Source organism: Nostoc sp. DedSLP04 (genome assembly GCF_034530775.1).
Classification (GTDB): Bacteria; Cyanobacteriota; Cyanobacteriia; order Cyanobacteriales; family Nostocaceae; genus Nostoc.
Map to the genome: position 1 here is coordinate 143,273 of NZ_JAVRCL010000002.1, position 24,122 is coordinate 167,394.

The window sequence follows — 24,122 nt, forward strand, 5'->3', positions numbered from 1 at the left end:
TATTTCGGAGTACCCAATTGCTATTTCGGAGTACCCAATTGCTATTTCGGAGTACTCATTTATTGATTTTGTGATTACTGTTGCTAATTATACTTATTCTCAAATAACAAATCGAGATAAAAATAAGTAAAAACACGGGCAAACTCGTAATTAGTTCGTTGCACTTTTAATGAAATAAATCCACAAAACTACCCATCTCAGGCAAAAGCATACTCCACTATGTTGAAAAAGGAATTATTAAAAAAGGATGTGTTATGTCTTTAAAAACTCGTGGTTCTGCTGCTATTAACAAAGCCCAACTTCGTCTCGCCTTGCTTAAATCTATTGATGAAAATCTGGATTTAGGACATGGCTTAACTATTGAAGCTTACAGTCAGTTAATCAACTCTACCCGTGCTGTGCTAGAAGCTAATAATACGCTGGTTTCCAATCTGGAAGAATCGCGTAAAACAGTAACCCAGATGGATAAAGCCCTTTCCGAAATGTCTGAACGAATGCTAAGTGGAGTTGCAACTGTCTACGGCAAAAACAGTATAGAGTATTCCAAGGCTGGCGGCTCTAATCGAAGACGAAGTAAACAATCTAGTTCAAAAGTTACTCCACTTGTAGCAATTCTTACTACTCAACCTACTCAAGCTGCAATTGCCAACGTGTCAACTAACGGTAATGGCACAACTCCTTTGCTGCAATAATCCACCTGACTTGAAAATGGGGGTAAGGGTGTTAAATCTGTCAACAGTAAGCAGTCAAAGTGATTTAGTGAATTATTTAGTAAATCTATCTCAGTCTAATTGAGAAAATTAAGCGATCGCCCTCTGCCAATAACCTGCGATCCGCTTGATTTTCAAAAAGACCCGGAGGCGTAGTCCAACCCAAGCATCATCGCTACTTACTTTATAGCAGTCTTGGTTTTGTTGCTCTAACACCACATTGAAGGTTCTAAATCCTCTTCACAAGCAATATCGGCAGATGTCCAAGCCGCACTGGGACTGTCTTTGCTCAACTAAATCAGATAGCACCAACTCTAACAGCAACGATCGCCAGCATTGCTATAAAACCGACCGATAACAATACCCCACTCAGTAATGTGTCACCGACGACAGATAATTAGTTACTGTACATGATTTATGTCAAACTCTAAATATTGAAGAATACTTTCATCAAAGCCGATGATGGGATTTGAACCCACGGCCTGCTGATTACGAATCAGCTGCTCTACCACTGAGCCACATCGGCGTACACAATCTAAAAGTATAACATGATTTAATCATGGTAGATCAAAATCCTAAAAATCGTCTTAATCCTGAACAGTATGCCAGCCTGAAAGCAGAAATAGCTGCTCCTTTTCGCGGTTTACGACAATTTTTTTACATTGCTTTCGCTGCTTCTGGTTCACTCGGTGCATTCGTCTTTTTCTTCCAAGTGCTTGCCGGACGCGATGTTGAGAGCGCTTTGCCTAATTTAGCTCTCCAAGTCGGAATAGTTGCTTTAATGGTTTTCCTTTGGCGCTGGGAACAGCGTCGGCAACAACGCCCCAATTCCGGTAAAAATCCTAATTCTTGAAGGGAGAAATCTTAGCTAGTTAATTTTTGACTACTTTCTTTTAATATATCTTTTCTTCAAATTTACTCATGCTTTTATGAAGATTAAAATATCCAGAAAGAAAAAGTAAAAAAATTATTAGGAAATCCCAAAAAGCAAAAATTTCTGTGAAAATAGAAATCATTGAAACGGGGTCAGCCAATATAAAGACCCTGACCATAAACCCGATCGCATTCAAATGGGGTCAGCTATATTTAAAGACCCCAAATTTTATGATTCAAAAACCCTAAAATTAAAAAACCACTATATTGAAAGCGCCAGACTGATAATTTATTAGTCTGGCGCTTCCAATTTGCTAACTAGACATTTATTGAACTGTTACCAAATAAGATGAAGGAATTGGTTGGGCACGTCCAGCATTGACAAGTGCCTGATAAACAAAGGCAGCAACTTCGGCTCTAGTCGCTTCACGATTAGGATTAAGTTGCTTGGCTGTGGGATAGTTGATTACTAGTTGCCGTGCAGTTGCGGCGGCAACTGGTGCGATCGCATAATTAGGAATCTGAGCAGCATCGGTGTAAAAGGAAACGACATTTTGATTACTTGCAGTTAAGCCCAAACCATTAGCTAAAGAGACTAACGCCTGCACTCTCGGAATTTGCTGCTGTGGCTTAAAAGTGCCATCGGGATAACCAGAAACAAATTGACCCTGGTAAGCAGATTGAATGGCAGCGTAAGCCCAAAAATTGCTTGCTACATCCTTAAATTTAATTGCTGGGCGTTTGGTTGGTGGTGTTAGGGCTTTAGTGACAATAGTGGCGAATTGAGCGCGAGTTACAGGTTCATTGGGTTTAAAGCTGCCATCAGGAAAACCAGCAATAATATTTTGAGAAGCTAAAGCTTCGATGTAGCTTTTTGCCCAGTAATTTGCTGGTACATCTTTAAAGGCAACAGCCCCTCCAGGCGGTACATCAACACTGGCGGCAACAAAATCTACTGAGCCAAAAATCTTTTTCTGATCGATATCGTTGCCAACAGCGACAATTTTACTGGTTTTGGTGGCATTGTTCACATCATAACGAGTGTTATTGCGGATAAGATTGCCACCAGGATTTTCGTTGGTGCCAAGGTCGGGTGAAGCGTTGACAGTTGCTACTACTCCATCCCGCTTATTATTTTGAATGACATTTTTACGCAATACGGGCTTCGCTGACTCTGAGATAAAAAGACCGTCTTGGTTTTCGATAATTTGGTTTTCTACAACTAGAGGTGTGGAAGTGCCACCGATCGCCAGACCAAAACCAGTATCCTGAAATAAGTTACTCCGAATTTCTCCTTGAGCAGCTCTAGCGACTGAAATCCCATTGCCTTTGTTTTGCACAAACAAGTTACTTTCAATTTTGGGATTGCCTGTACCCGTGACAAAAACACCTTCTCTGACACTGTTAGTAAAAGTACTGTTTTTGATAGTGGGATTAGTTGACTCCACCCATACAGCCGTACCTCGGCTATTTGGGTTGGTGACGCTGACACCAGCGATCGTGGTATCTTGCTCGGCCAGGATGGTAATGTCTTGTCTAGCAAAGGTGCGACTAGTGTAGAAGCCTCCACCTGTAATCAATATCGCCTGACCTTTAGTAGCTTCATCACCCCGCAGTGTCACCCCTGGTTTAAGTAAAAGCGGGAAGGTTTCACCACTTTCTTGGTTATAGTTACCAGGTGCTAATTGAATAACTGCACCTGCTTGGGCTTGACTGAGAGCGAAACTTATGCTCTTGTAGGGTGCTGCCGAGGTGGCACCAGCACCAGCCCTATCTGCACCAGTTGCTGGATTAACGTAAATCGCTGCGGCAGTTGCAGGAGCTTGCGCTGTGCGAGTTGGGGCCATATTTTCTGGATGAGTCGCACCAGCATTAACCTGACCAGGTAGTAGTAGTGAACTACTAGAAACAACAAGCATTGCCGTGAGTCCGGCTCCCACGCGCAAAGAATATCTGAGATGATTGCTAGAAAGAAGGCGAAAATTTTTCGCAAGAGTAATGTGATAACCCCGATATTTCATTTTTTGAGTCTGTGATGTGCTGAATTACGGTATGTCGAACAAGGTTAAAGATAACAGCGTTGTAGCTGCTCTAAAACCCATGCAAAACTATACTGGATGATTAGCACTGATTCAGCTAAATTCCTTAGAGAGGTTACAGAACTTATACATTAGTTATATTGTGTTATTCAGAAAATTTTCTTAGGGGCACTATGAGGATGAGGCGATTTTTTAGTATTCCCTAAAGCTAGATGCTGCAACTAATTCTGCTGGAATATCATCGCAGAAAAAAGCAAACCTATTGGAAATCGAGAGAAATGCATTTTAATTTTTTATGGCTGCATCGCATCTTAGTTTTAGTAGGCATTATCTGTCTTCTGTTTTTGTCCACTCCTGCCTTTGCGGCAGAACGAGTAGTCCTGAAGTATGGTATTTTCCGTGAATCACTTTCTGTAGAGGAACTATCCACCTTTGCCGAAACAGGTGAAGTCTCACCTTTACTAAAAGTGAATTTAGCTTTGGCGCGACAAGACCCCAAAGCCATTCGTCAGTATTTAACACAGCCAGTGAAGGTAAACGCTGTATTTTTAGATAGAGCGCTAAATAGCCAGATTGGTAATATTATTTTGGATCGAGTTAGTCAAGTTATTTCTACACCGTCTCAAAGAGCAAATCGGCAAGCTTTACGAGCCGCTTTGGTACTTTCTGCGAATCAAGACGGGCAAGTGTCGCTGATTGAAATTATTAAGAATTATCCCACAAATGAAGTGGAAGTTGATGGCGATCGCTTGCAGGGTGCATACCGTCAACTCCGTCGTTTGCAAACAAACCTACAAGATTTATTTGGTCTTTAGTAAGCTAAAGTTTCTAAAGTTTCTCTTAAATACCGTTGTACCTGATGTTCCAAGCGAATTCCCTCTAATTGAGCATCGCGTTCTAGTTGCCAGCGTTGAAAACCTGAACTAGTGGAGATCGCACATTTGAGGCTATACCAAATTTCAGTATCGGCAGAAAATTGGCGATCGCTAGAAGCTGGAATTTGAGCCATAGTTCCTCATTCCTTTGTTTTTCTTCAACGGTAACTGGGTATTGGCAATGGGGCATTGGGGAGCCACTGCGGTCTTGGGGTCTCCCCAAGTGGAGCAAGTGGCGTCATTGATTATTAGTTATTCTCCTCTGCACCCCTGCATCTTCTGATACTTATTTGTAGCCCTTTAAAGTTAAATAATATACTTTACGGCCTGCTACGAATCTGTATTTATCTTAAACAAGGATTGTAATAATCGAGGCACGATTTGATTAACTCGCACCCCTAAAATTGTGAAATCTTGCTTAATCTTTTCTAAAGATAATGGTTCTATGCCAGCAAATTCTGTGTCATTAGTCACCAAAACTCGCATTACACTCACAGGTACTTGTAAAAATAGATTGCCACCCAAAAATGCTAATCCCGCCAGCACTAATGCAACACTGCGCCATTGTGGGAGAAATTTAGCTGAATCTGCTACTAATGGGGCAATTTGGTAAAGATACCACAGTATCCCAACCGACAAGGCTGCTGCCACCAATGCCAGGATACGATTTACCTTTGTATTAATTAAACAGAGAATTTTTCGCTGCCGCTCAGTCAGATTTTCTGGTTTTTGGGCTATTCCTAAAAGAGCAAATATATAAAAAGGGCGACGCAACTGCATCCATAGCAGGGGGAGAACACCAATGGCGCCAACTAACAATAGCTCCATCCAGACTGGTAAAAATGGCTCGCCTACAGACAAAAACAATAAGCAGAGTACTAAAAAAACAGGCAACGTCGCTAATCCAGCGACGTGAATCCACAAAATAGGTTCAGAGCGAAATGAATGCATATTATAAAAAGTTGTGAGTTAAGAGTTAGGAGTTAGGAATTAGCAGTCTTTAACTCCTAACTCCTAATTTATCACTCCTAACTTCTAACCATTTTACCCTCAACACTATCTCGTTAAGGTGAGAGTGCGGCGCTTCGTAACCATTTGATAGGCTTCGATGATGTCACCTTCAACCCAATCATTGAATTTATCGATGCCGACACCGCATTCATAACCGGCGTTGACTTCACGGCTATCTTCTTTCATCCGTTTTAGGGAGTCCAGAACGCCTTCATAGATCACCTTACCGCCGCGTCGCACCCTCACTTTACAGTTGCGAACTAGCTTGCCAGATTGAACGTAGCAACCGGCAACAGCACCGCGACCGACTGGGAAGACGGCACGGACTTCGGTTTGACCCAAGGGTTCTTCCACCAACTCTGGTTCCAAAAGACCTTCCAAGGCATCTTGGATATCTTCTAGGAGTTTGTAGATTACGTTGTATTCACGAACATCTACACCCGCTTCATCGGCAGCTTGTCTAGCACCACTAGCGAAGGTGGTATTGAAGCCAATAATTACAGCGTTACTGGCAGCTGCTAAGTCGATATCTGTCTCGGTGATTTCCCCAGCAGTAGCCAACAGCATCCGAATTTGGACTTCGTTTTGCGGGATTTGCTTGAGCGCTCCCACAATGGCTTCCACGGAACCTTGTACGTCTCCCTTCAAGATCAAGTTGAGTTCTTTCAACTCGCCTTCTTGTGCTTGAGCAGACAAGGTTGTAAGGGTAACACGACCCTGTAACAAACGGGATAAGCGTTGTCTGTCTGCGCGATCGCTAGCGAGTGCTCTGGCTTCTTTCTCGTTTTGGAAGACCTCAAACTCGTCGCCGGCTGCCGGCACATCACTTAAACCTAGTACCTCGACAGCAAAGGAAGGAGAAGCAATGTCTACTCTCTTGCCTCTGTCATCTACCATCGCCCGGACTTTACCGAAGGCCGAGCCAGCTACTAAGATATCTCCCACATGCAGGGTACCATTCTGAATTAGCAGGGTAGCAACTGCTCCTTTAGCTTTATCCAGATGTGCTTCAATGACAGTTCCTTTGGCGGTACGATCTGGGTTGGCAGATAGTTCTGCAACCTCTGCTACTAAGAGAATCATCTCTAAGAGCGTATCCAGATTTTCGCCTCTGATGGCGCTCACGGGAACCATGATTGTCTCACCGCCCCAGTCTTCTGATGTCAGACCATACTGAGTGAGTTCTTGTTTAACGCGTTCTGGCTGTGCCCCTTCTTTGTCAATTTTGTTAATTGCAACAACAATTGGCACTCCAGCAGCTTGGGCGTGGCTAATGGCTTCAATGGTTTGGGGACGGACACCATCATCAGCAGCGACTACTAAGACGGCAATATCTGTTACCCGCGCTCCTCGTGCCCGCATAGCTGTAAAGGCTTCGTGACCAGGAGTATCCAGGAAGACTATCTGCTGTGGTTTCCCCTCATGTTCGACATCCACATGGTATGCACCGATGTGTTGAGTGATCCCGCCAGCTTCGCCAGCAGCCACTTTGGTTTTGCGGATTGAGTCGAGCAGGGTTGTTTTACCGTGGTCTACGTGACCCATGATTGTCACCACAGGCGGACGGCGGTGGAGATATTCTTGGTCTTCTGCACCGACCATTTCCGTAATTTTTCGAGCTTCTGCTTCTCGTTCGGCGGTTTCGACTTCTATTTCTAGTTCTTTTCCTACCAGGGTAATTGTGGGAATATCCAGATTTTGAGTGATACTCACCGCCATACCTTTAAGGAACAGGATTTTCACAATCTCTGTATCGGGAACGGCTAAAACGTCAGCCAGTTCTTGCACAGTCAACGGCCCTGTGATCGTCACTTTTTCGGGGCGATCGCGCTTTGTCTCGGCTTCTTGGCGACGGTTTTGGTGATTGTCGCGCCCAGAACCAGACTTGGAACCAGACCTGGAACCAGACTTTCTGGCTCTTGCAGTTGGGGCGCTAGCAAGGGTTGCACCTGGTATCTGTACAGGTCGAGTCGCTTTCGGTTTGGGAGGACGAGCGATAGAAAGGCTGACTTGGACTGTGGCTGGTGAGTCGATATCGTCATCATCTAGCAAATCTTCTTCAAACTCATCATCAAGTATGGGTTTGATTCGCTTACCTTTGACGCCAGCTTTTGCCTTCTCTTTAACCTCGTCAATTATTTCCTCTTCTACCCACTTTTTGCCGCCTTTGGTCGGTCGAGGCGGACTTGGGCGTTTTAAATCAAGGAGATCCGGTGTGACTGGTTCATCACCCAATCCTTGAGATTTGCCCGCTATGCCTGACATCTGTCTGGGTGGAGTAGCGATCGGCATTGCGGCTGCTACTGCTTCACCTGGACGTGCCGGTCTGGGTCTTTGTCCCTCTCCCAGTTGTGATGGGGCAGATGGTCTATTACCTCTCTGCTCTGGTCTGCTGGGTGCAGGGGTAGGACGACTTGTCCTTTGTGGCGCACTTGGTGGAGACTGGTCTGTTGGCAGTTTAGCGACTCTTGGCTTAATTTGTTCGCGATCGCCTTCCGCGGGACGTAGCCGTTGGTCGCGTTTGAGGATCGGTTTATCTGCCTGAGATACTGGCGGCTCATCTACCACCTGGGCTTCTTCTGCCGCAGGTCTGGCTGGAGGAGCAACTAGTTGTGGTTTAATCGGTTTTTCCGATTTCGGTCTGGGCGGAACTATTTTTTCCGGTTTTTGGGATGCTATTTTTTCCGGTGCCGGATTTGGATTAGGCGTTTGTTCCAAGTCAGCGATCGAGGGTTGCTCTTGAGTCTCAGATTGAGTCCGGGGCACAGGTCGAGTTGGTGCTGCCGGTTTTTGGGGTGAGACTGGTGTAGCGAAAGGCCGTGGAGGAGAGGGAGGATTAGCTTCAGACAAGGCAGCTTGGGTATTGTTAGCAAGTGACGCCTCTGGGGCGTTGGGAGTAGTATTTCTCAATATTTTGGGTTTACGTATTTCCAAAATTTGCTGTTTGTGGGGTGCAGCAGGTCGCGAAGGTCCGCCGTTGGGTGGTGAATTTGGCTTATGGCTGGTTGTACCTAGTTCCTTTTTGGCTGACACACTCGTAGCTGCAAGCTTTTCTGCTGCCGCCCGGATGTTTTCTGCCTCGGATTCTGAAATCGTGCTGCTATGGCTTTTGACCGCAATATCGAGCTGGTCGCAAATTGCTAATAGCTCTTTGTTATCCAAATTCAATTCCTTTGATAATTCATAAATTCTAACTTTGCCGTTGGTCATCCACTCTTCCCCTTTAATTTACAGTTTTAGCGGATGGTTGCCTGGTTTGCGACATCTCCATCCTTGGACTACTGTTTTTAGACTGCCGTTCAGTTTTTGCCGGTGCCTCCAATCAGGAAAGAGAGATGTTTCGGTTTAATAATGGCATCCCCACCAGGAATGATGGTTGAGGGATACCCATAAAAATTTCTTAAATAAAAGATTTTTATAGGAACCCTTGACGCCGAACTGCGCCTGAGCGCTACCAGGTTGCCATTTTGTAGTTTCTTGTTTTGTTGATTCTGATTCCACAACACAATCGATTACATCTTGTTCTGGGAATATTGCCTCGCCCCTCGTTATTCGAGAGCCTAATGCCTTTTACACCCATTTACTATTTTGGCACTAACCTTAACGTTCAACAGGGAGTTTGATGAAAGCACTACTTCGGCTTTCCACACAATTCCTCTAATGATTACGTCACAAAGTTGTTCCAACTAAATTTGGTTTTGGGTATTACTGCGGGCTAGACGTTGCGACAAGCTTTGGTACAGTGCTTCTGGCACTGATGCATGTAGCGATCGCCCTAGTCGATTTTTTTTTTGAGCCGCTTGTAAGCAACTCGTTTCTGGACAAATATAGGCAGAACGCCCCATGCCCTGATCTAATTGTACCTTTCCCGATGGAAAGACGCGGACAATCCGCCAAAACTGATCTTTTGAGCCTACTTTCCGGCAGCTAATACAGCGCCGATAATTTGGTTTCATCGGTTCTTTGCGATCTCAGTCTAGGATAATGGAAGTAAAAATAAGTTTATTATGACTATTTTTTACTTATACCAAGTAGCTTTTGAGACTGAGACTACAATCTTACACTATCAAAACTTTACAAAATTAATCAATTATTCATCATCGTTATTGTCAAAACTATCTTCCTCTTCTAGTTCGTTCTGATTTTCATCCTCGAATTCTTCTTCAAAGTCCGAGTCGTCTTCTTCTGATTCTTCTGTTTGATATTTTGTTCTGACGGCTGCAAACTTGGTATCCTCTGCTGCATAGTCATACTTAGCTTTGTCTTTAATGTCTATTTTCCAACCAGTCAGACGGGCTGCCAAACGGACGTTTTGTCCTTCTTTCCCAATAGCCAAACTCAATTGATCTTCAGCTACAAGTACGTGAGTTTGCCGTGATTCTGGGTCCATCAAACGTACTTCATCTACCCGTGCTGGACTTAAGGCATTAGCAATGTATGTTGCTGGGTCTGGCGACCAGCGAATTACATCTATTTTTTCACCGCGTAATTCGTTGACTACTACTTGAATTCGCGATCCCCTAGCTCCAATACAAGCGCCTACTGGGTCTACATCGCGATCGAGAGTATCTACTGCTATTTTAGTTCGGGGGCCGACATAACGGGAAGGGGGGTTTGCCTCCCTAGCTACGGCAACAATCCGTACAACTTCATCTTCAATTTCTGGGACTTCGTTGGCGAAAAGATAAACTACCAAACCAGCATCAGCACGAGACACAAGCAACTGTGGCCCTCGTTGCTGACCTTGGGAGACTTTTTTCAGATATACCTTGAAGGTGGCATTTGCCCGATAATTATCGTTAGGCAACTGTTCCCGCTTTGGTAATTCGGCTTCTACTTCTGGCTGACCAAAGCCGCTGCTAACTGCTAGAACCACTGATTGCCGCTCAAACCGCAGGACTCTTGCTTGGAGAACAGTTCCTTCTAAATCTTGGAACTCTTCTTGCACCATCTGGCGCTGTTGATCGCGTAATTTTTGCGCCAATACTTGCTTAGTTTGCATCGCCGCCATCCGACCAAATTCTCCTTGGTCGGGGGTAACATCCAGCACCACAGAGTCCCCTAACTGCGCTTCAGGAGCGACTTGTTGAACTTCGTCTAGAGAAATTTGATGATCTGTATTATCTACTTCTTCAACAATGGTTTTGGTGGAAAGAACGCGAAATCCTTCTCCTTCAATATCGAGTTCTACTTCAAAATTTTCAAAATAATCTTCGTCAAACTGTTTGCGCTCTAAATTTTGGGCGCGGCGATAACGTTCATAGCCTTTGAGTAGTGCTTCTCTTATAGCTGATTGAACCGCAAGCCTGGGTAAATTCCGTTCGCGACTTATACTTTCAATTAATTCTTTTAATCCAGATAAAGTAACCATTGACATAAGCAATCTCCTTTAAAAATTAGGAACTAGAGACTGGGTGTTGGGCATTGGGCATTGGGCATTGGGAAGAGGACAAGAGGACAAGAGGACAAGGAGAATTGGGGACAAGGGAAAAAAACTTGTTGCAAGTTCTCACCTCTTGTCACCTTGTCACCTTGTCACCCTTGCTCCTCTGCTCCTCTGCTCCTCTGCTCCTCTACCCCTCCAATCCCTAGTCCCTAGCTTCTAGCCTTAGTAACTTGTTTATCGGCGCTCCTCTAACTGCACCTTAGTAATTAGGGAGCGGGGAATTTCGACTACACGACCTTTTTGATTTAAATAAAGTGCTGTCTCATCCCGACGAATCAACTGACCAATCCACTCTTGTTGTCCGTCGTAGGGGGGCGTTGTGGAGACAATAACAGGAAATCCTTTAAAGGAAATAAACTCCCTGTCTGTTACCAATTGCCGCGAAATACCGGGACTAGACACTTCCAAGACGTATGTATCTGGAACGATTTCCGCAGCATCTAAGGAGGCTTCTAAAGCACGGCTCATCCTCTCACAATCGTTCAACCCAGTGTCTTGCTCTGGATTGCGAATGTCTACCCGCAACACTGGTGGACTTTGGTTGGTGTGAAAAACCACGCCAACCACTTCCAATCCCAGTTCTTCTGCCACTGGTGTCGCCAAATCAATAATTTGTGGAACTAAAGGATGAGCCATGAGAGAATTCAATAAAAAAAGTGGGCATCGACCCACTTCCTGCGATAGGTATATCTTCCAAGAAGTCTTGTGACGAACCAAGTTATGATTCGCCTAATTCGAGTTTAGCGCATTTCTTTTATAGTCGTGTATTGGGCATGGGGCATGGGGCATTGGACATTGGTTATTCTTCTTGTCCTCTCATCTCCCCTGCTCCCCTGCCCCTCTGCTCTCCCTACCCTTCTCGTATTTTGGGGAGAATAGCGCCTTTATCTACTACCACCGGAACTGATACTTGTGTTCTTAGCTGCCGGGTTTGCTCGATAATTTGGTCTATGTCTTCTTGGGATAAACGCTGGACGTAGTTGAGTTTGATTTCCTCTAAGAAGTCAAAAAGTAAACTTTGAATTTCTGAGAGTACATGTTTTTCCTTGATTTGAGATCCTAAGACCTGGGTGAAGCTTTCTACTAGCTGACTGGTGAGTTGTGCTCCTACAGGGTCTTCAACAGCGCTAACTAAAGTTTTGTAAAGATTAGTTGTGATTTGAGTCGCCAGTTGTTCGCTTAACTGGGTTTGAGCCTGTGCCACGCCAGGGAGATTCTGGAGGTTGCGGTAGACGGGGACTTGATGGAAGACGGTTTCGATGTTGTGGCGCAGAATGGCAACGATCGCAGGTTGGATATCAGGTAGCACTTGGTAGACAATTGTTTTTACCAAAAGACTTGCGATCGCTTCCACTTCATTTACATTGTTAATATCTATGTAGGGACGTAAATTTTCTTGTTGCGAGAGCCAGCTTGTCAATTCACCCCGCTGAATTGAACCCTGAACCTGATTAATCACCCTCACCACGACAATTTCTGTAAGTTCTTCGGCAAAATTGGCGACAATTCCCTGATTAATTTGCTTTCGTACTGGATGCAGATTCAATAACTGCGCTCGATCGAGGCGAATTAATACAGGTATAATTCGCAACCCTCGCCAAAAGGGTATTAGTAAAAATAAATCGTACCAACGCCACAATAGTGCTTCTAACCAGCTAAAACCAGGATGTTGGCGTCTGAGCAAGAAAGTGCGCCCCAGCAATTCTACGCCAAATAAAATCACAAAAGGTAAGTCAATAATCCAGAATTTATCAATAAAATCGCCATTTTCCCCGATTTGGCGGTAGTAGTTACTGGCGATCAAAGGGCGGATGCTTTTGTTGAAAAAATTAATTTCTTTATCCCAGCTATTTTGTGATAGGTGCGGCTGACTCCAAAAAGTAGCGAAGGACTGTTTTGCAGATTCTTTGCGGATGTGCGATCGCATCCTTTGTTTGATTTTCTCCAGAGTCCCACTCTTATTAGCTCCCGCAAACGGGTTACTGTCAATCATCTCGCTACTAAGACGACTTATTTGTATTAGCCTGTTATTTACCTGAGGCGACTGTAACCCTGTTTGCCTAACTTGTTCCTCTAATGCGTCTACTGTTTCTAGATAACTTTTTGTGTCTCGATGACTTTCAATACCTTTGATTGGGTCATAAATATTAGTAATTTGGGGAAGTTTTCGCAAGTAGAAATCTCGCCAAGGTACATAACTTAAATCAAACAACACTAAACCTAAATTTACTGCGGCAGCAATTGCCATAAATCTTTCAACCCAAAGATTACGCTGCTTAGAAGATTTTATATTTTTCATTTTTTGTAATATATGATACTTGTTGAGGTCCACAGGTAAAGAGACTGCTTTTCACCTTCAGCTGACGCTCAATGCACAGATGTGATTTTCTAACGCAGTTTAGGGTTAAAAGGGTATATTCGCTTCAAATGATAACCGCTATATCTTTGCTTATACAAGATACTTCTTTTGATGGATGACAGAAGTTATTGTTTAAATATCTGGCTAAATTTAACAAAAAAAAATCACAATTTGTTCAAAATTCATTAAATAATCGTGAAAAAAGTTATTAAACAAACTTAAAATGCAGCTGTTAACGTTTACGATCCTGCTGATTTGACCCAAAGGAGTTTTTAAGTATGTGGTGTGGGTTTGGAAAATCAAGCGCAACCTTTGCTGTTACTTGCCTGATGACTGCTAGTTTGGTAATTACAGACACAGGTTTTGCAGCCCCTCAAAGAAGTTATACACCCCAGCAATTCCGTGAAGTATTGCGGGGATTAGGCTATAACGTCAAGGTAACAAATACCGCTTTGACAGACGAGGAAACTAAAAAGGCAATTCGAGAATTTCAGACTGGTTATAAGCTAAAACCAGTTGATGGCATCGCAGGGCCAAAAACCCAAGATTTTGCTGCTAACATCGTTCAAATTCTACACAGAAATTTGAATGCAGTGGTGAAGCCAAATCCTCCTCTGCCGCGCGATCGTTTTTATGGTTCTCGCACGGAAGAAGTGGTGAAGGAGTATCAGAAGAAATATCAGTTGCAAGAAACTGGAATTGCTAACTTAGCACTCCGCCAAAAGCTGAATGAAGAAGCAAAGACACTCTTCAGCCAGCCGACAACTAAACCAACAACTAAACCGACAGCGACACCGAGAGCAACACCGAGAGCAACACCGAGAGCAACACCGAGAGCGACACCGACAGCTACGCCAACAGCGACACCGACAGCTACGCCAACAGCGACACCGACAGCTACGCCAACAGCTACGCCAACAGCTACACCGACAGCTACACCAACAGCTACACCAACAGCTACACCAACAGCTACACCAACAGCTACACCAACAGCTACACCCTAGTTGCCAAAAAAACTCCTACCCCAAATCCGCTCAAGCGATCTGATTTGGTTCTTCTAAGGGTCTGCCCTTGGGTGTAGGTAGAATTGGACGGCGGTCATTGTAAGGCATAGGAATGTACTGCACGCTGGGTCGTCCTCCTTGTGGCTGTGGGTACATATCCATGAGATTATAAATAGAATGGGGCAGTCCGACGGTTACGGGCAGCCCCATTTCTGTTGCTTCTTCAATAGTGATGGGATAGTCATGGGTGACGCGCCCAGTTGTCAAGGCTTCGATAATCGGTTCGATATTTTCTGGCAGAACTTTTTGTTTAGGTACACTGTCTTTTAGCAAAGTTCGTACAAACCGCTGTACCTGCTGTATTGCTTTGCGTGATAGGTCAGCCATAATTAGGGTTTGGTCATCAATCTCACCGATGGGTTTATCTTCAACCACTTTCAGAATACTGGCTGCGGGGTAATTACCCAGTTGGGGATCGACTGGACCCAAGACAGCGTTAGCATCCATAATAATTTCATCAGAGGCGAGGGCAAGCATTGTACCGCCACTCATAGCATAGTGAGGTACAAAAACTGTGACTTTTGCTTGGTGGCGAATTAACGCTCTGGCGATTTGTTCCGTAGCTAAAACCAAACCGCCAGGAGTGTGCAAAATTAAGTCAATTGCTACATCTGGCGGTGTGAGGCGAATTGCTCGCAATATTTGTTCTGAGTCTTCAATAGTAATGTAGCGAGATATAGGAATTCCCAAAAAGCTAATGGACTCTTGACGGTGAATTAGTAAAATCACCCGACTTTTGCGTTCCTGTTGGAATTCTTGTAAAGCACGCAAGCGCCGATATTCTATTTGACGTTTTTGCCAAAGGGGTTGCAAAGAAGTCAGAAGGAGGAAAATCCAGAATAAATCACCAATACCAAAGCCCATATATTTATTTTTGTTCAAAAATAACGGTTGCCGTCATTATTGTCACAAATTTGGGGCGATCGCAGTTCTATCTGTAGATTTATAGAAAAATTACGAATTATTTACTACCCCTTCGCCAAATTTTAATAGTGTCGTCATCACTACCGCTAACTAGGGTTTGGCCATCGGGACTGAAGGCGACACATCTAACATAGTTGGAATGCCCTGTAAGTGTGCTGATTTCTCTGCCACTGTGTATGTGCCACAGTTTGATAGTGTTGTCCCAACTGCCACTAGCGAGAAATTGTCCATCCTGGCTAAAGGCGACTGACCAAACTGAATCAGAATGACCTATGAGAGTACGAATTTCTTTGCCTGTATTTATATGCCAGAGTTTAATCGTGTTGTCACCACTGCCACTGGCGATAATTTCCCCATTTTTGCTGAAGGCGATACAGTTGACAAAGAAAGAATGGCCTGTGAATGTGTAAATGTTCTTGCCTGTGTATACTTGCCACAATTTAATAGTGTAATCATTACTGCCACTAGCCACCAGTTGTCTATCCTGGCTATTGGTTGTAAACGTTCTCGGAGAGTAGGCGACTGACGAAACTGGGTCGGAATGACCTGTGAAAGTTTGGATTTCTATGCCTGTGTTTACCTGCCACAGTTTGATTGTGCAGTCAGCGCTGCCACTAGCCAAAAACTTGCCATCTGGACTAAAAATAACGGAATTTACCCAATTAGCATGACCAGTGAGAGTACGAATTTCTTTACCCGTGTTGACATCCCACAATTTGATTGTATTATCCCAACTCCCGCTAGCTAAGATTCCCCGATTTAGGTCTGCAACTCCCGCAGATTTGCCGGATTCGCCTTGATAAGAAAGGTTTGAAGAGATTGGGATTGGGCTAAAGGCGACCGAATGAACCATACTGGAATGACTAGAAGGCCAACGACCCAGTTGACGCACTAGCTTGCCAGTACTCACTTGCCAAAGTTTGATGGTCTTGTCATTACTGCCACTAGCAATAAATTGTCCGTCTGGGCTAATGGCGATCGCATGAACCATACTAGAATGACCTTTGAGGGTCTGTACGCATTTCCAGTTCTGCCGATCTAATACAACAGGTACAGGTAGTTGCAGCTTAGGGGTTATCACTAAATTAGATGAGCTTTTTGTTACATACTCCCCTGTTTCAGGGCCTAATAAATCCAACCACTCTTGCACAGACTGGGGACGATACGTTGACTCCAGATCCATGCCGCACATAATAGCTTGATTTACCCTGTTGGTGATGTTGGGATTAAAATATTGTGGTGGTTCTAAATTAATATTGTGACGTCTATCATCTGCACTAGTCGGTACAACTGCGGTAAGCAAGTTATACAAAGTAGCGGCTAGGGCGTAAATATCAATATATTCTCCTCGCGGCGCTTCTGATTCATACTGTTCAGGTGGGGCAAAACCAGGAGTACGATACACTGTATGCCTTTGGATCGTATTAGGAATAAATTCTCTAGCGATGCCAAAGTCTATCAGCACTGCTTCTAATTTATCAATGCGGATCATGATGTTGCGTGGTTTGAGATCCCGATGCAACAGTCCTTTAGAATGGATTAAGGTCAAAGCATCGCCAATTTGCCGGATGTAAAGTAGTGCTTCTGTCTCTGATAACACTCCTATTCGCCTCAAGCGCTGTGCTAAGTCTTCCCCTTCGATGTAATCCATCACCATGCAGGGCAAATTTCCCTCATCGAAGATGGTTTCTATCTGTACTATATGAGGATGGTGGCACACAGCCAGCCGAACTGCTTCATCACGAAAGTCTTGCCGTAACTTGTTTCGGTGGAGTATCCAGGCGGGGTGATTCAGGATTTCTTCTTTGAGGGTTTTAATCACTCGCTGTTGATTTCGTTGATTTCTGGCAAGATAAGTAATGCCAATTCCGCCTTCACCTAGTTGGCTTTCAATAATGTAGCGTCCCCCGAATAAAGACTTTCCTGCATTCCACACCATTAGTAATATTTGACAATTGCTGGTATTTATTTTGGCACGGTATTCAGTTCAGCCAACACGAATTTTTGGGAATTCCATTTGAATTGCTGTTGTAGCTTTTTAGAACTTACTTACTTAGATAACATTTTCATTAACCTCAATAATTACTAATAGTATAAAGTTTGGATATACCCTCATAGTTTTGGCTAAACTATGCCTTTATACGAAAAAATGAAAGTTGATTGCTCATGTTACAGTAAACAGTAACTTTAGACATATTTGTTCATAATAATTTGACTTGTAGGTAATCTAAAATTATGCTAAAGAATCTCAATTTGAAACAAAAATTTACAATTCTGCTACTGGTAATTTTGACATTTGGTCTGAGCTTGAGTGGATTTACTCTTTCTTCTCTACTGAGGGAGAATGCTAAACAAGATATTAGCTCCACTGGTCTCATGCTCATCCAAACAATGAGTTCTGTTCGTAAATACACCAGTACTCAAGTGAATCCAGAGCTAGTTGATAAATTGGCTACTGAATTTTTGCCACAAACCGTTCCTGGATACTCAGCACGAGAAGTGTTTGAAATTTTACGGAAAACAACAGACTACCGTGATTTCTTTTATAAAGAAGCAACTCTCAATCCCACAAATCTTCGGGATAAGGCTGACGGTTTTGAGACGGAAATTGTAGAACAGTTCAGAAATAAATCAGACCTTAAAGAAGTTAGTGGATTTCGCTCAATTCCTGGTGGGGATATCTTTTATATTGCTCGTCCCTTAGCAGTGTCTGAACAAAGCTGTCTGGCCTGTCATAGCGTACCTGAAGCTGCACCTCAAAGTATGATTAGTCTTTATGGTGCTGCTAATGGATTTGGGTGGAAACTTAATGAAATTGTTGGCGCTCAGATTATATCAGTACCCGCCAAGAATGTCATTAATAAAGCAAATCAGTCTTCTTTACTAATTATCTTGATTGTATCAGCTATATTTATAGCGACTATCCTATTAGTCAACTTGTTCTTGAATCGACAAGTTGTGAAGCCTCTCAAACGCATGACTCGCATAGCCGAAGAAGTTAGTACGGGACATATGGAAGTTGAATTTGAGCAGATGTCTAATGATGAAATCGGTAATTTAGCTAGAGCCTTTAAACGGATGCAGTTAAGTTTAGAAATGGCGATGAAAAGAATCAAACGTACTCAAGGAGGTACAGGCGATTACAATAATTTCTAATGACGTTCTCTCTAAGAGACTTAAAAGCGTAGCTTGCTTCTCTGTAAGGGTACGCAAACTCGCTTTGCGGGACACTAACGTAATCAAGCTCTGTACAAGACGTTGCGTGTAACTTGCTTCCCTCATAGAAGTATACAGAGTCGCTTTGCAGGATGTTAACGTAATTAATTTTTGTTTCTAGGATATTTAAACCTACTAAAAAACCTTGCTAATTTTATTAGCTTTGTTGACTTAAACCCATAGAATTAGTTAAAAGATTAAAAATTATTCCTCAATCCGTGATGTCTAAATCTCTATGAAAATAAGCTTTGTTTAAATTCAAAAGCTGCTTGAAAATTAGGAATCTCCTTAGTTACAAGTTCAATAAATTGGTCAGCTGAAATATAAGGATTGTGGGCTAGTATTTCTTCTATAATCAGATTTGCCATTGGGCCGATGTGGTAGGCTAATTCTTGCTGACAATGTTTGATAAATGCTGGTTGGAGTGAAGATTGTTGTTCAATTCTTTGCCCAGTTTGTGGACTAGTGGGTGAATTAAAAATTGTTTCTTCAGGTTGGTTATATGACTGCGATAAAGCCGACATAGCCTGAAATTCAGGGTTAAATACCGTAGCCGGTAAATCATCAACCATGATTGCAGAAAACATTGCTATTTCTGGTTCTCGAATACGCTCTAAATCTCGAAGAACTTCGCTGGCTGTTTGGTATCGCTTGTTAGGCCTATCTTCCAACATACAATCAAGTACTTGAGCAAACCCATCAGTAACATAAGTATAATCACGCCAGTTCCATTCAAGTGAGTATTGATCCATTAGTAAAGATGGATCTCTAGCTGTGAGTAATACAATAGCAGTTACACCTAAAGCATAAAGGTCACTAGAGGGTGAACATAAACCCAAACTAATCTGTTCGCGGGGAGCATATCCAACTTTGCCTACAAGGGACATTTTGCCAACAAATGTTACCTGGTGGTTGGAACTTCTCGCCTCGTTAATATCAGCAATTTGCTTGCCTACCCCGAAATCAATCAGCACTGGCAGATCCTTGCCATCGGGTAACATGATGTTGTCTGGAGAAATATCTCGATGGATGATGTTGTGCTGATGAACATATTCCAAAACAGGCAGCAGATTCTTTAGCCACTGTATAACTTCGTCTTCTGAAAAATTTCTTCCTTGACGTTGAAGTTCTCCTAGCAGTCTTGAATATGTTTTACCGTCAACATACTCTTGTACTAGGAATAGCCGACCATCTCCTTCAAAGCAAGCCAAAAACTTAGGAATTTGAGGATGTTGCAATTGATGAAGAATTTTCGCCTCTCTTTTAAATAAGTTACGATATTGTTCTAGTCCACTTTCGCCTGTGCCAATGGGTGCAAATTCTTTGAGAACACAGGCTTCATTAAACCGACGAGTGTCAAATGCTAAGTAAGTTCGTCCCAATCCTCCCTGTCCTAGTAGTTTTTGGATAATATAGCGGTTATCGATTAGAGTTCCAGCAGCTATTTCTGGTCTTGTCATAGGGGACTGTGACATCATCATCGCACTCCTAGCGATTTTGTTATTGATAAATTATCTAATTTGCTGAAAGTCAGAAACTCTAGCAGATAAAGGCTGATAACATCCTTTAAATTGAGGTTAGCACCACTATCAAGCCAAGGAAATACACTTTTCTACAATTTTCTGATGGTCTGGTGTTACCAAATAGACAATTTTAATGTGAGTAATTCGATCGTAATACTAATACTTAAGTATTTTAGCTGCCGCAACATAATCTGTGTCTGCGGTAATATCTGCAAATGTTCAGGGGTTCGCCTTTGAGATTTGCTGCTGAACCTTATTTTCCCCATAGTTACCCAATTGAAACTGGGTTGAGGAACAGTAAGGATATAGCGTGACATCACGGTTTTTCATAAAAAATGAGGTTGCTATAGACTTGCTGAAAGAAATATTATATGTATTTCAAGTGCTAAATATGCGATCGCTCTCAAAAATTAATCTTTCTGAGAGCTAATATCATTATTAAATAGCTGCTTCGGCATCGGCTATCAAAATTTTTAGCGGAGGTAATTTCTCAAAAGCAGAAAATTATACTGCGTATCAGAAAAGACTTGTGAAGCTATAATAATTCATCTAGTTCATCAGGATTCACGCCTAATTGACGCAAACGTTCTGCTAATTGTTCTACTTTTCGTTTGGCTTGAGCAGCTTCTTGTTCTGCAATCATAGCTCGTTCAGTTGCAGCAGCAGCTTCCTCTGTGGGTGCAAGAATTAATTCTCCTGTCAAAGTGAACCACCTTAACCACAACCTTTCAATATCTCGAAATGAACCTTGCCATAAGCCTAAACTCAAATCTATCTCTGGCATTAATAGGTATCCATCGGTCAAATTCATCGGTTCATAGTGACCGCCGACCAACTGAAAAGCCCGAAGTTCATTAGTATAGCGACTGAAAACAACATAGTAGGGAATCCGCAAAATTCGTTCATAAACTTCCCATTTGCTAGGAGGTTTATCTACTGCACCTTCTCTTCTTGTGCCTAAATCTTCGTCTTCCGTACCTGGAGATAATAACTCAATAACTACAAAGGGATTTGCTGGTTCTTGCCAAGTGACATAACTTAACCGTAAATCTTGCCCTTTGTATAACTTTTCTACACCTACTGCACCAAACCAATCGGGGCGTTTATACCATAAAGGATGCTGTAAATCATAGTAGAGATTAAGGTCAGCCGCACTGTAAACTAGTTCAGGATTCCAGTTAATGGGCTGAAAAGTTAGGTATAAAAGTAAGGGTTGTAAAAAGTGAAAATCGTCTGGCAAGCCTGGTTCCTCTGGGTTATCACTTGGTAAATCATACATCGTTGGTAGGGTTTCCCAAGGAGGAAGCGGCGGGTCAGATTGAGGGATGTAATGGGGAGAAGAAGTCATATTAACAATTCAAAATTCAAAACTTGTACTGAGCGTAGCCGAAGTATTCAAAATTCAAAATTAAAGGCATTTTGATTCGGGGATTTAAACTCAGACTCAAAATATGTTACGACAAGACGTAGGGATCTTAAACCCTTGAATGTACGATAAAAATTAGGTTTGTATTTTTCGGCTATTACTTTTATGGCTCTACCATACTTATTAGGCTAAATTTACAGCTTCCAAAAGGGAATAGGGAGAATAGATGTGTACTGAGTTTTTTCACGTAATCAAATAAGATTCCTATAGAAGTAGTAATGTTATTCCACAACTAGCTGCGAAGTGTTGGCGCACCGCTCTGCTAACGCCTAATTTTGAGATTACCTCTGCTACTATTATCTCTAAATGTTCGGCTTCCTTGGGTCAAATGCCACTGGACTCTAATCGTGAAACTTGCTCAAGGTTGCTAATTAGCGAGATATCACTGATTGAAAGGTATAAAAATTTTTTCTTAATTGCTTATAAATAACTATTACTGCCTAAATAACTTGGGGAATACTGAAATTTAGTCCCATTAAAGGTGTATGAAAAATGGCAGATAATAAAGTCAGTGCAAAACTTTCCTCCGCAGACAGGGAAGCCGTGATGCAAGCTATTATTACTATCCGCGAAAAGTTACCGTTCTTGATTGATTTGACAACTGAAGAGCGTAAAGCTTTACCTAAGCTGGGAGATAAGAGTCGGGCGTTTGTGAGTAAGGCGTTGGAAATCGGCACGCAAAACCCTGACTTCTTACCTCGTTCTTTTGACTTGAATGAAATGCGCCAAGATATCGAATTATTTGAAGCCCTGTATCCCATTTTGCTGTCGTTGACGCAACTGCAAGAACTGGTGGATGATACATCTGTGGCTGTTGGTAGCGAAGCTTATGCGGCGGGGTTGATGGTATATAACTATGCGAAAGTCAGTGGTAAAGGCGCGGGTTTAGAGTCAATGATTGATGATTTAGGACGCAGATTTGCCCGGAAAGCTAAAAAAGTGCAATCACAAAGTTCATAAGGGACTTCCAACAAATAAATTATCCAATCTTGTGGGGTGGACATCTTGTCCGCCCTTGGCTATGGGCGGGCGAGACGCCCACCCCACAAGAAGTAGTTGAGTATTTTTTTATTTGGAGTTCCTTAAGTTGAGAAATTAACTCAATGCTTCTACCTAAAAACCTTAAATTTTGAGCTTCTGAGCTTGGGTGTTTCTGTTTCAAGTGAAAAACTCCCAGTCAGAAGCTCAATTTTTGCTGTTGTCAGCAAGAACGTTTTTGTTTAAAGTGAGAATGTTTTGGTTTTAAACGAGAACTTTCTGGTTTGAAGTGAGAATATTCTGGTTGAAAACGAGAAGTTTTTGGTTTGAAGTGAGAATGTTCTGGTTTTAAACGAGAACTTTTCGGTTTCAAGTGAGAACGTTTTTGTTTGAAGTTAAAAAGTTTGTGTTTAGAACTAAACACTTGTAGATTAAAAAGCAATACGGTTTACTATTTTGACGCGCTAAGTACTAGCGCACTGCTCCGCTACATCATAATAATAGTCAGAAAGGCTTCTATTGAATAGAAGACCATATTTGAGAGATGTTCTGACACACTTTTTCCCAATCATTTGGTTGTAAAGTTCCTAATTGACGTTCTAATAGACGCTTTTCTACTGTGTTTATCTTATGCAATCTCACTACCGAAGGACGCATTAAACCTGCTTGCTGCCATTCGATAATTTCAACATCAAAAGCAGTTTGAGTGATTTGACTGGTAATACGCGCCACAATAACATCATCATCTCCGGTATCTAAAAGTACTAATACTGGGCGAAGTTTGAATGTTACTGCATCAGAAAATGGCAACTTGAGCAATATAACAGAACCAGATTGATAATTTTGCATTGATTAAATCGTGTCGTAGATAGCATCATCTTCGCTGTAGCCTTTTAGTAATTGTTCGGCTGCAAGACGATGCCAAGCTGCTTCTTCTTGTTCTTCTTCTGTGGGTTCATTGACGAGAATAATTACTTTTACCTGCTGGTTATTTGCTAACTGTTGCCATATCACATTTGGTAATTCTATTTTGCCTTCATCGGTGACATTGGCAGGAAATTCGTATGCTTTCATATTGTGTTTATTGTTGGCTAGTTCTAATACTATTTTGACGCTGTTATTGCACAACTAGCTGCGATCGCCAAATTTTGATATTTCCGCCACTATCTCCAGCCGCAAGCCAATTTCCATCGAGGCTAAAGGCGACGGAACGAACTGAGTCGAAAAGACTGAGGGTGCAAATTTCTTTCCCTGTTGCGACTTCCCACAGTTTGATAGTTTTGCCATAACTACCACTAGCCAACATTTGCCCATCACTACTGATGGCTACGGAACCAACCCAGTCGGAATGACCACTCAGGGTGTAAATTTCTTTCCCTGTTGCCACATTCCACAGTTTGATAGTCTCGTCCCAACGACCACTAGCCAACATTTGCCCATCACTACTGATAGCGACGGACATAACCGAGCCGGAATGACCACTCAGGGTGCAAATTTCTTTCCCTGTTGCGATTTCCCACAGTTTGATAGAGTGACCACTACCACTAGCCAACATTTGCCCATCACTACTTATGGCTACGGAACTAATATAACTGGAATGACTACTCAGGGTGCGAATTTCTCTGCCTGTTGCCACATTCCACAGTTTGATAGTGTCGCCACTACCACTAGCCAACAT

21 protein-coding genes, 1 tRNA gene and 1 pseudogene are annotated in these 24,122 nt (G+C 42.7%); 6 read left to right on the plus strand and 17 right to left on the minus strand.

Going from position 1 to position 24,122, the window contains the following annotated elements:
- Window positions 1-254 precede the first annotated feature (254 nt).
- A complete protein-coding gene (locus RMX89_RS01745; protein ID WP_322687701.1) occupies window positions 255-692 on the plus strand; it encodes a hypothetical protein in 438 nt (145 codons plus the stop codon).
- Window positions 693-800: 108 nt separating this feature from the next.
- Here the strand turns inward: RMX89_RS01745 and RMX89_RS01750 are convergent, their stop codons facing one another.
- Both RMX89_RS01750 and RMX89_RS01755 read right to left on the minus strand, forming a co-directional pair.
- Window positions 801-929, minus strand: a complete 129-nt coding sequence (locus RMX89_RS01750; protein ID WP_322687702.1) for a hypothetical protein — start codon at window positions 927-929, stop codon at window positions 801-803.
- A 235-nt stretch (window positions 930-1,164) separates the two neighbouring features.
- A tRNA-Thr gene (locus RMX89_RS01755) sits at window positions 1,165-1,236 on the minus strand.
- Between the two features lie 33 nt (window positions 1,237-1,269).
- Here RMX89_RS01755 and RMX89_RS01760 point away from each other — a divergent pair.
- On the plus strand, window positions 1,270-1,563 hold the full coding sequence (locus RMX89_RS01760; RefSeq protein ID WP_322687703.1) for a DUF3493 domain-containing protein: 294 nt from the start codon (window positions 1,270-1,272) through the stop codon (window positions 1,561-1,563).
- Between the two features lie 346 nt (window positions 1,564-1,909).
- On the opposite strand, the gene RMX89_RS01765 is transcribed toward RMX89_RS01760, so the two are convergent.
- Window positions 1,910-3,604: a DUF1565 domain-containing protein gene (locus tag RMX89_RS01765; protein ID WP_322687704.1), complete on the minus strand. Its 1,695-nt coding sequence runs from the start codon at window positions 3,602-3,604 to the stop codon at window positions 1,910-1,912.
- Window positions 3,605-3,900: 296 nt separating this feature from the next.
- Between RMX89_RS01765 and RMX89_RS01770 the strand changes: the two genes are divergently transcribed.
- Window positions 3,901-4,437 (plus strand): alpha/beta hydrolase, encoded by a 537-nt coding sequence (locus tag RMX89_RS01770; RefSeq protein ID WP_322687705.1) that lies wholly within the window; start codon window positions 3,901-3,903, stop codon window positions 4,435-4,437.
- Here RMX89_RS01770 and RMX89_RS01775 read toward each other — a convergent pair.
- The 7 genes from RMX89_RS01775 to RMX89_RS01805 form a co-directional block, all read right to left on the minus strand.
- A complete protein-coding gene (locus tag RMX89_RS01775) occupies window positions 4,434-4,631 on the minus strand; it encodes a hypothetical protein (RefSeq protein ID WP_322660560.1) in 198 nt (65 codons plus the stop codon). The two genes, RMX89_RS01770 and RMX89_RS01775, sit on opposite strands and share 4 nt — an antisense overlap.
- Before the next feature lie 196 nt (window positions 4,632-4,827).
- Window positions 4,828-5,448 carry a low-complexity tail membrane protein gene (locus RMX89_RS01780; protein WP_322686680.1) on the minus strand — a complete coding sequence of 207 codons (621 nt, stop codon included), beginning with the start codon at window positions 5,446-5,448 and terminating at the stop codon, window positions 4,828-4,830.
- Between the two features lie 105 nt (window positions 5,449-5,553).
- Entirely contained in the window at window positions 5,554-8,718 is a 3,165-nt protein-coding gene (gene infB / locus RMX89_RS01785) for a translation initiation factor IF-2 (protein ID WP_322669752.1), read from the minus strand.
- 476 nt (window positions 8,719-9,194) lie between these two features.
- Window positions 9,195-9,464 (minus strand): YlxR family protein, encoded by a 270-nt coding sequence (locus RMX89_RS01790; RefSeq protein WP_094348539.1) that lies wholly within the window; start codon window positions 9,462-9,464, stop codon window positions 9,195-9,197.
- A 134-nt stretch (window positions 9,465-9,598) separates the two neighbouring features.
- Window positions 9,599-10,885, minus strand: a complete 1,287-nt coding sequence (gene nusA / locus RMX89_RS01795) for a transcription termination factor NusA (protein ID WP_322669754.1) — start codon at window positions 10,883-10,885, stop codon at window positions 9,599-9,601.
- 243 nt (window positions 10,886-11,128) lie between these two features.
- Complete coding sequence (gene rimP / locus RMX89_RS01800; protein WP_322687706.1) at window positions 11,129-11,590, minus strand: ribosome maturation factor RimP; 462 nt, start codon at window positions 11,588-11,590, stop codon at window positions 11,129-11,131.
- Between the two features lie 214 nt (window positions 11,591-11,804).
- Window positions 11,805-13,253 (minus strand): hypothetical protein, encoded by a 1,449-nt coding sequence (locus tag RMX89_RS01805; protein ID WP_322687707.1) that lies wholly within the window; start codon window positions 13,251-13,253, stop codon window positions 11,805-11,807.
- Window positions 13,254-13,591: 338 nt separating this feature from the next.
- Between RMX89_RS01805 and RMX89_RS01810 the strand changes: the two genes are divergently transcribed.
- Window positions 13,592-14,317 (plus strand): peptidoglycan-binding protein, encoded by a 726-nt coding sequence (locus tag RMX89_RS01810; RefSeq protein WP_322687708.1) that lies wholly within the window; start codon window positions 13,592-13,594, stop codon window positions 14,315-14,317.
- 30 nt (window positions 14,318-14,347) lie between these two features.
- Here the strand turns inward: RMX89_RS01810 and RMX89_RS01815 are convergent, their stop codons facing one another.
- Together RMX89_RS01815 and RMX89_RS01820 are read right to left on the minus strand one after the other, a co-directional pair.
- Entirely contained in the window at window positions 14,348-15,241 is an 894-nt protein-coding gene (locus RMX89_RS01815; protein ID WP_322669758.1) for an SDH family Clp fold serine proteinase, read from the minus strand.
- Between the two features lie 97 nt (window positions 15,242-15,338).
- Window positions 15,339-17,240 (minus strand): serine/threonine-protein kinase, encoded by a 1,902-nt coding sequence (locus tag RMX89_RS01820; RefSeq protein ID WP_322687709.1) that lies wholly within the window; start codon window positions 17,238-17,240, stop codon window positions 15,339-15,341.
- A 296-nt stretch (window positions 17,241-17,536) separates the two neighbouring features.
- Between RMX89_RS01820 and RMX89_RS01825 the strand changes: the two genes are divergently transcribed.
- A complete protein-coding gene (locus RMX89_RS01825) occupies window positions 17,537-18,457 on the plus strand; it encodes a Tll0287-like domain-containing protein (protein WP_322669760.1) in 921 nt (306 codons plus the stop codon).
- A gap of 293 nt (window positions 18,458-18,750) precedes the next feature.
- Here the strand turns inward: RMX89_RS01825 and RMX89_RS01830 are convergent, their stop codons facing one another.
- Window positions 18,751-19,992, minus strand: coding sequence for a serine/threonine-protein kinase (locus RMX89_RS01830; protein WP_322687762.1), 1,242 nt, complete (start codon window positions 19,990-19,992; stop codon window positions 18,751-18,753).
- A 583-nt stretch (window positions 19,993-20,575) separates the two neighbouring features.
- Complete coding sequence (locus tag RMX89_RS01835) at window positions 20,576-21,388, minus strand: Uma2 family endonuclease (protein ID WP_322687710.1); 813 nt, start codon at window positions 21,386-21,388, stop codon at window positions 20,576-20,578.
- A 570-nt stretch (window positions 21,389-21,958) separates the two neighbouring features.
- Here RMX89_RS01835 and RMX89_RS01840 point away from each other — a divergent pair.
- Window positions 21,959-22,426 (plus strand): hypothetical protein, encoded by a 468-nt coding sequence (locus RMX89_RS01840; RefSeq protein WP_322687711.1) that lies wholly within the window; start codon window positions 21,959-21,961, stop codon window positions 22,424-22,426.
- Window positions 22,427-22,960: 534 nt separating this feature from the next.
- Here the strand turns inward: RMX89_RS01840 and RMX89_RS01845 are convergent.
- The 3 genes and pseudogenes from RMX89_RS01845 to RMX89_RS01855 form a co-directional block, all read right to left on the minus strand.
- Window positions 22,961-23,293: a type II toxin-antitoxin system PemK/MazF family toxin gene (locus RMX89_RS01845; protein WP_322687712.1), complete on the minus strand. Its 333-nt coding sequence runs from the start codon at window positions 23,291-23,293 to the stop codon at window positions 22,961-22,963.
- A gap of 3 nt (window positions 23,294-23,296) precedes the next feature.
- The gene (locus tag RMX89_RS01850; protein WP_322686673.1) at window positions 23,297-23,518 is read right to left on the minus strand and encodes a hypothetical protein; all 222 of its coding nucleotides are present in this window, start codon (window positions 23,516-23,518) and stop codon (window positions 23,297-23,299) included.
- 43 nt (window positions 23,519-23,561) lie between these two features.
- Window positions 23,562-24,122 (minus strand): annotated as a pseudogene (locus tag RMX89_RS01855) (WD40 repeat domain-containing protein); the annotation flags it as partial.

What these genes read in the sequence shown, in the direction of transcription:
- nusA (WP_322669754.1), bottom strand. Translation starts at nt 10,885, where the DNA reads ATGTCAATGGTTACTTTATCTGGATTAAAAGAATTAATTGAAAGTATA.
- RMX89_RS01830 (WP_322687762.1), bottom strand. Translation starts at nt 19,992, where the DNA reads ATGTCACAGTCCCCTATGACAAGACCAGAAATAGCTGCTGGAACTCTA.
- RMX89_RS01775 (WP_322660560.1), bottom strand. Translation starts at nt 4,631, where the DNA reads ATGGCTCAAATTCCAGCTTCTAGCGATCGCCAATTTTCTGCCGATACT.
- RMX89_RS01770 (WP_322687705.1), top strand. Translation starts at nt 3,901, where the DNA reads ATGCATTTTAATTTTTTATGGCTGCATCGCATCTTAGTTTTAGTAGGC.
- RMX89_RS01780 (WP_322686680.1), bottom strand. Translation starts at nt 5,448, where the DNA reads ATGCATTCATTTCGCTCTGAACCTATTTTGTGGATTCACGTCGCTGGA.
- RMX89_RS01790 (WP_094348539.1), bottom strand. Translation starts at nt 9,464, where the DNA reads ATGAAACCAAATTATCGGCGCTGTATTAGCTGCCGGAAAGTAGGCTCA.
- RMX89_RS01835 (WP_322687710.1), bottom strand. Translation starts at nt 21,388, where the DNA reads ATGACTTCTTCTCCCCATTACATCCCTCAATCTGACCCGCCGCTTCCT.
- RMX89_RS01840 (WP_322687711.1), top strand. Translation starts at nt 21,959, where the DNA reads ATGGCAGATAATAAAGTCAGTGCAAAACTTTCCTCCGCAGACAGGGAA.
- RMX89_RS01765 (WP_322687704.1), bottom strand. Translation starts at nt 3,604, where the DNA reads ATGAAATATCGGGGTTATCACATTACTCTTGCGAAAAATTTTCGCCTT.
- RMX89_RS01815 (WP_322669758.1), bottom strand. Translation starts at nt 15,241, where the DNA reads ATGGGCTTTGGTATTGGTGATTTATTCTGGATTTTCCTCCTTCTGACT.
- RMX89_RS01805 (WP_322687707.1), bottom strand. Translation starts at nt 13,253, where the DNA reads ATGAAAAATATAAAATCTTCTAAGCAGCGTAATCTTTGGGTTGAAAGA.
- RMX89_RS01745 (WP_322687701.1), top strand. Translation starts at nt 255, where the DNA reads ATGTCTTTAAAAACTCGTGGTTCTGCTGCTATTAACAAAGCCCAACTT.
- RMX89_RS01760 (WP_322687703.1), top strand. Translation starts at nt 1,270, where the DNA reads ATGGTAGATCAAAATCCTAAAAATCGTCTTAATCCTGAACAGTATGCC.
- RMX89_RS01825 (WP_322669760.1), top strand. Translation starts at nt 17,537, where the DNA reads ATGCTAAAGAATCTCAATTTGAAACAAAAATTTACAATTCTGCTACTG.
- rimP (WP_322687706.1), bottom strand. Translation starts at nt 11,590, where the DNA reads ATGGCTCATCCTTTAGTTCCACAAATTATTGATTTGGCGACACCAGTG.
- infB (WP_322669752.1), bottom strand. Translation starts at nt 8,718, where the DNA reads ATGACCAACGGCAAAGTTAGAATTTATGAATTATCAAAGGAATTGAAT.
- RMX89_RS01850 (WP_322686673.1), bottom strand. Translation starts at nt 23,518, where the DNA reads ATGAAAGCATACGAATTTCCTGCCAATGTCACCGATGAAGGCAAAATA.
- RMX89_RS01845 (WP_322687712.1), bottom strand. Translation starts at nt 23,293, where the DNA reads ATGCAAAATTATCAATCTGGTTCTGTTATATTGCTCAAGTTGCCATTT.
- RMX89_RS01810 (WP_322687708.1), top strand. Translation starts at nt 13,592, where the DNA reads ATGTGGTGTGGGTTTGGAAAATCAAGCGCAACCTTTGCTGTTACTTGC.
- RMX89_RS01820 (WP_322687709.1), bottom strand. Translation starts at nt 17,240, where the DNA reads ATGGTGTGGAATGCAGGAAAGTCTTTATTCGGGGGACGCTACATTATT.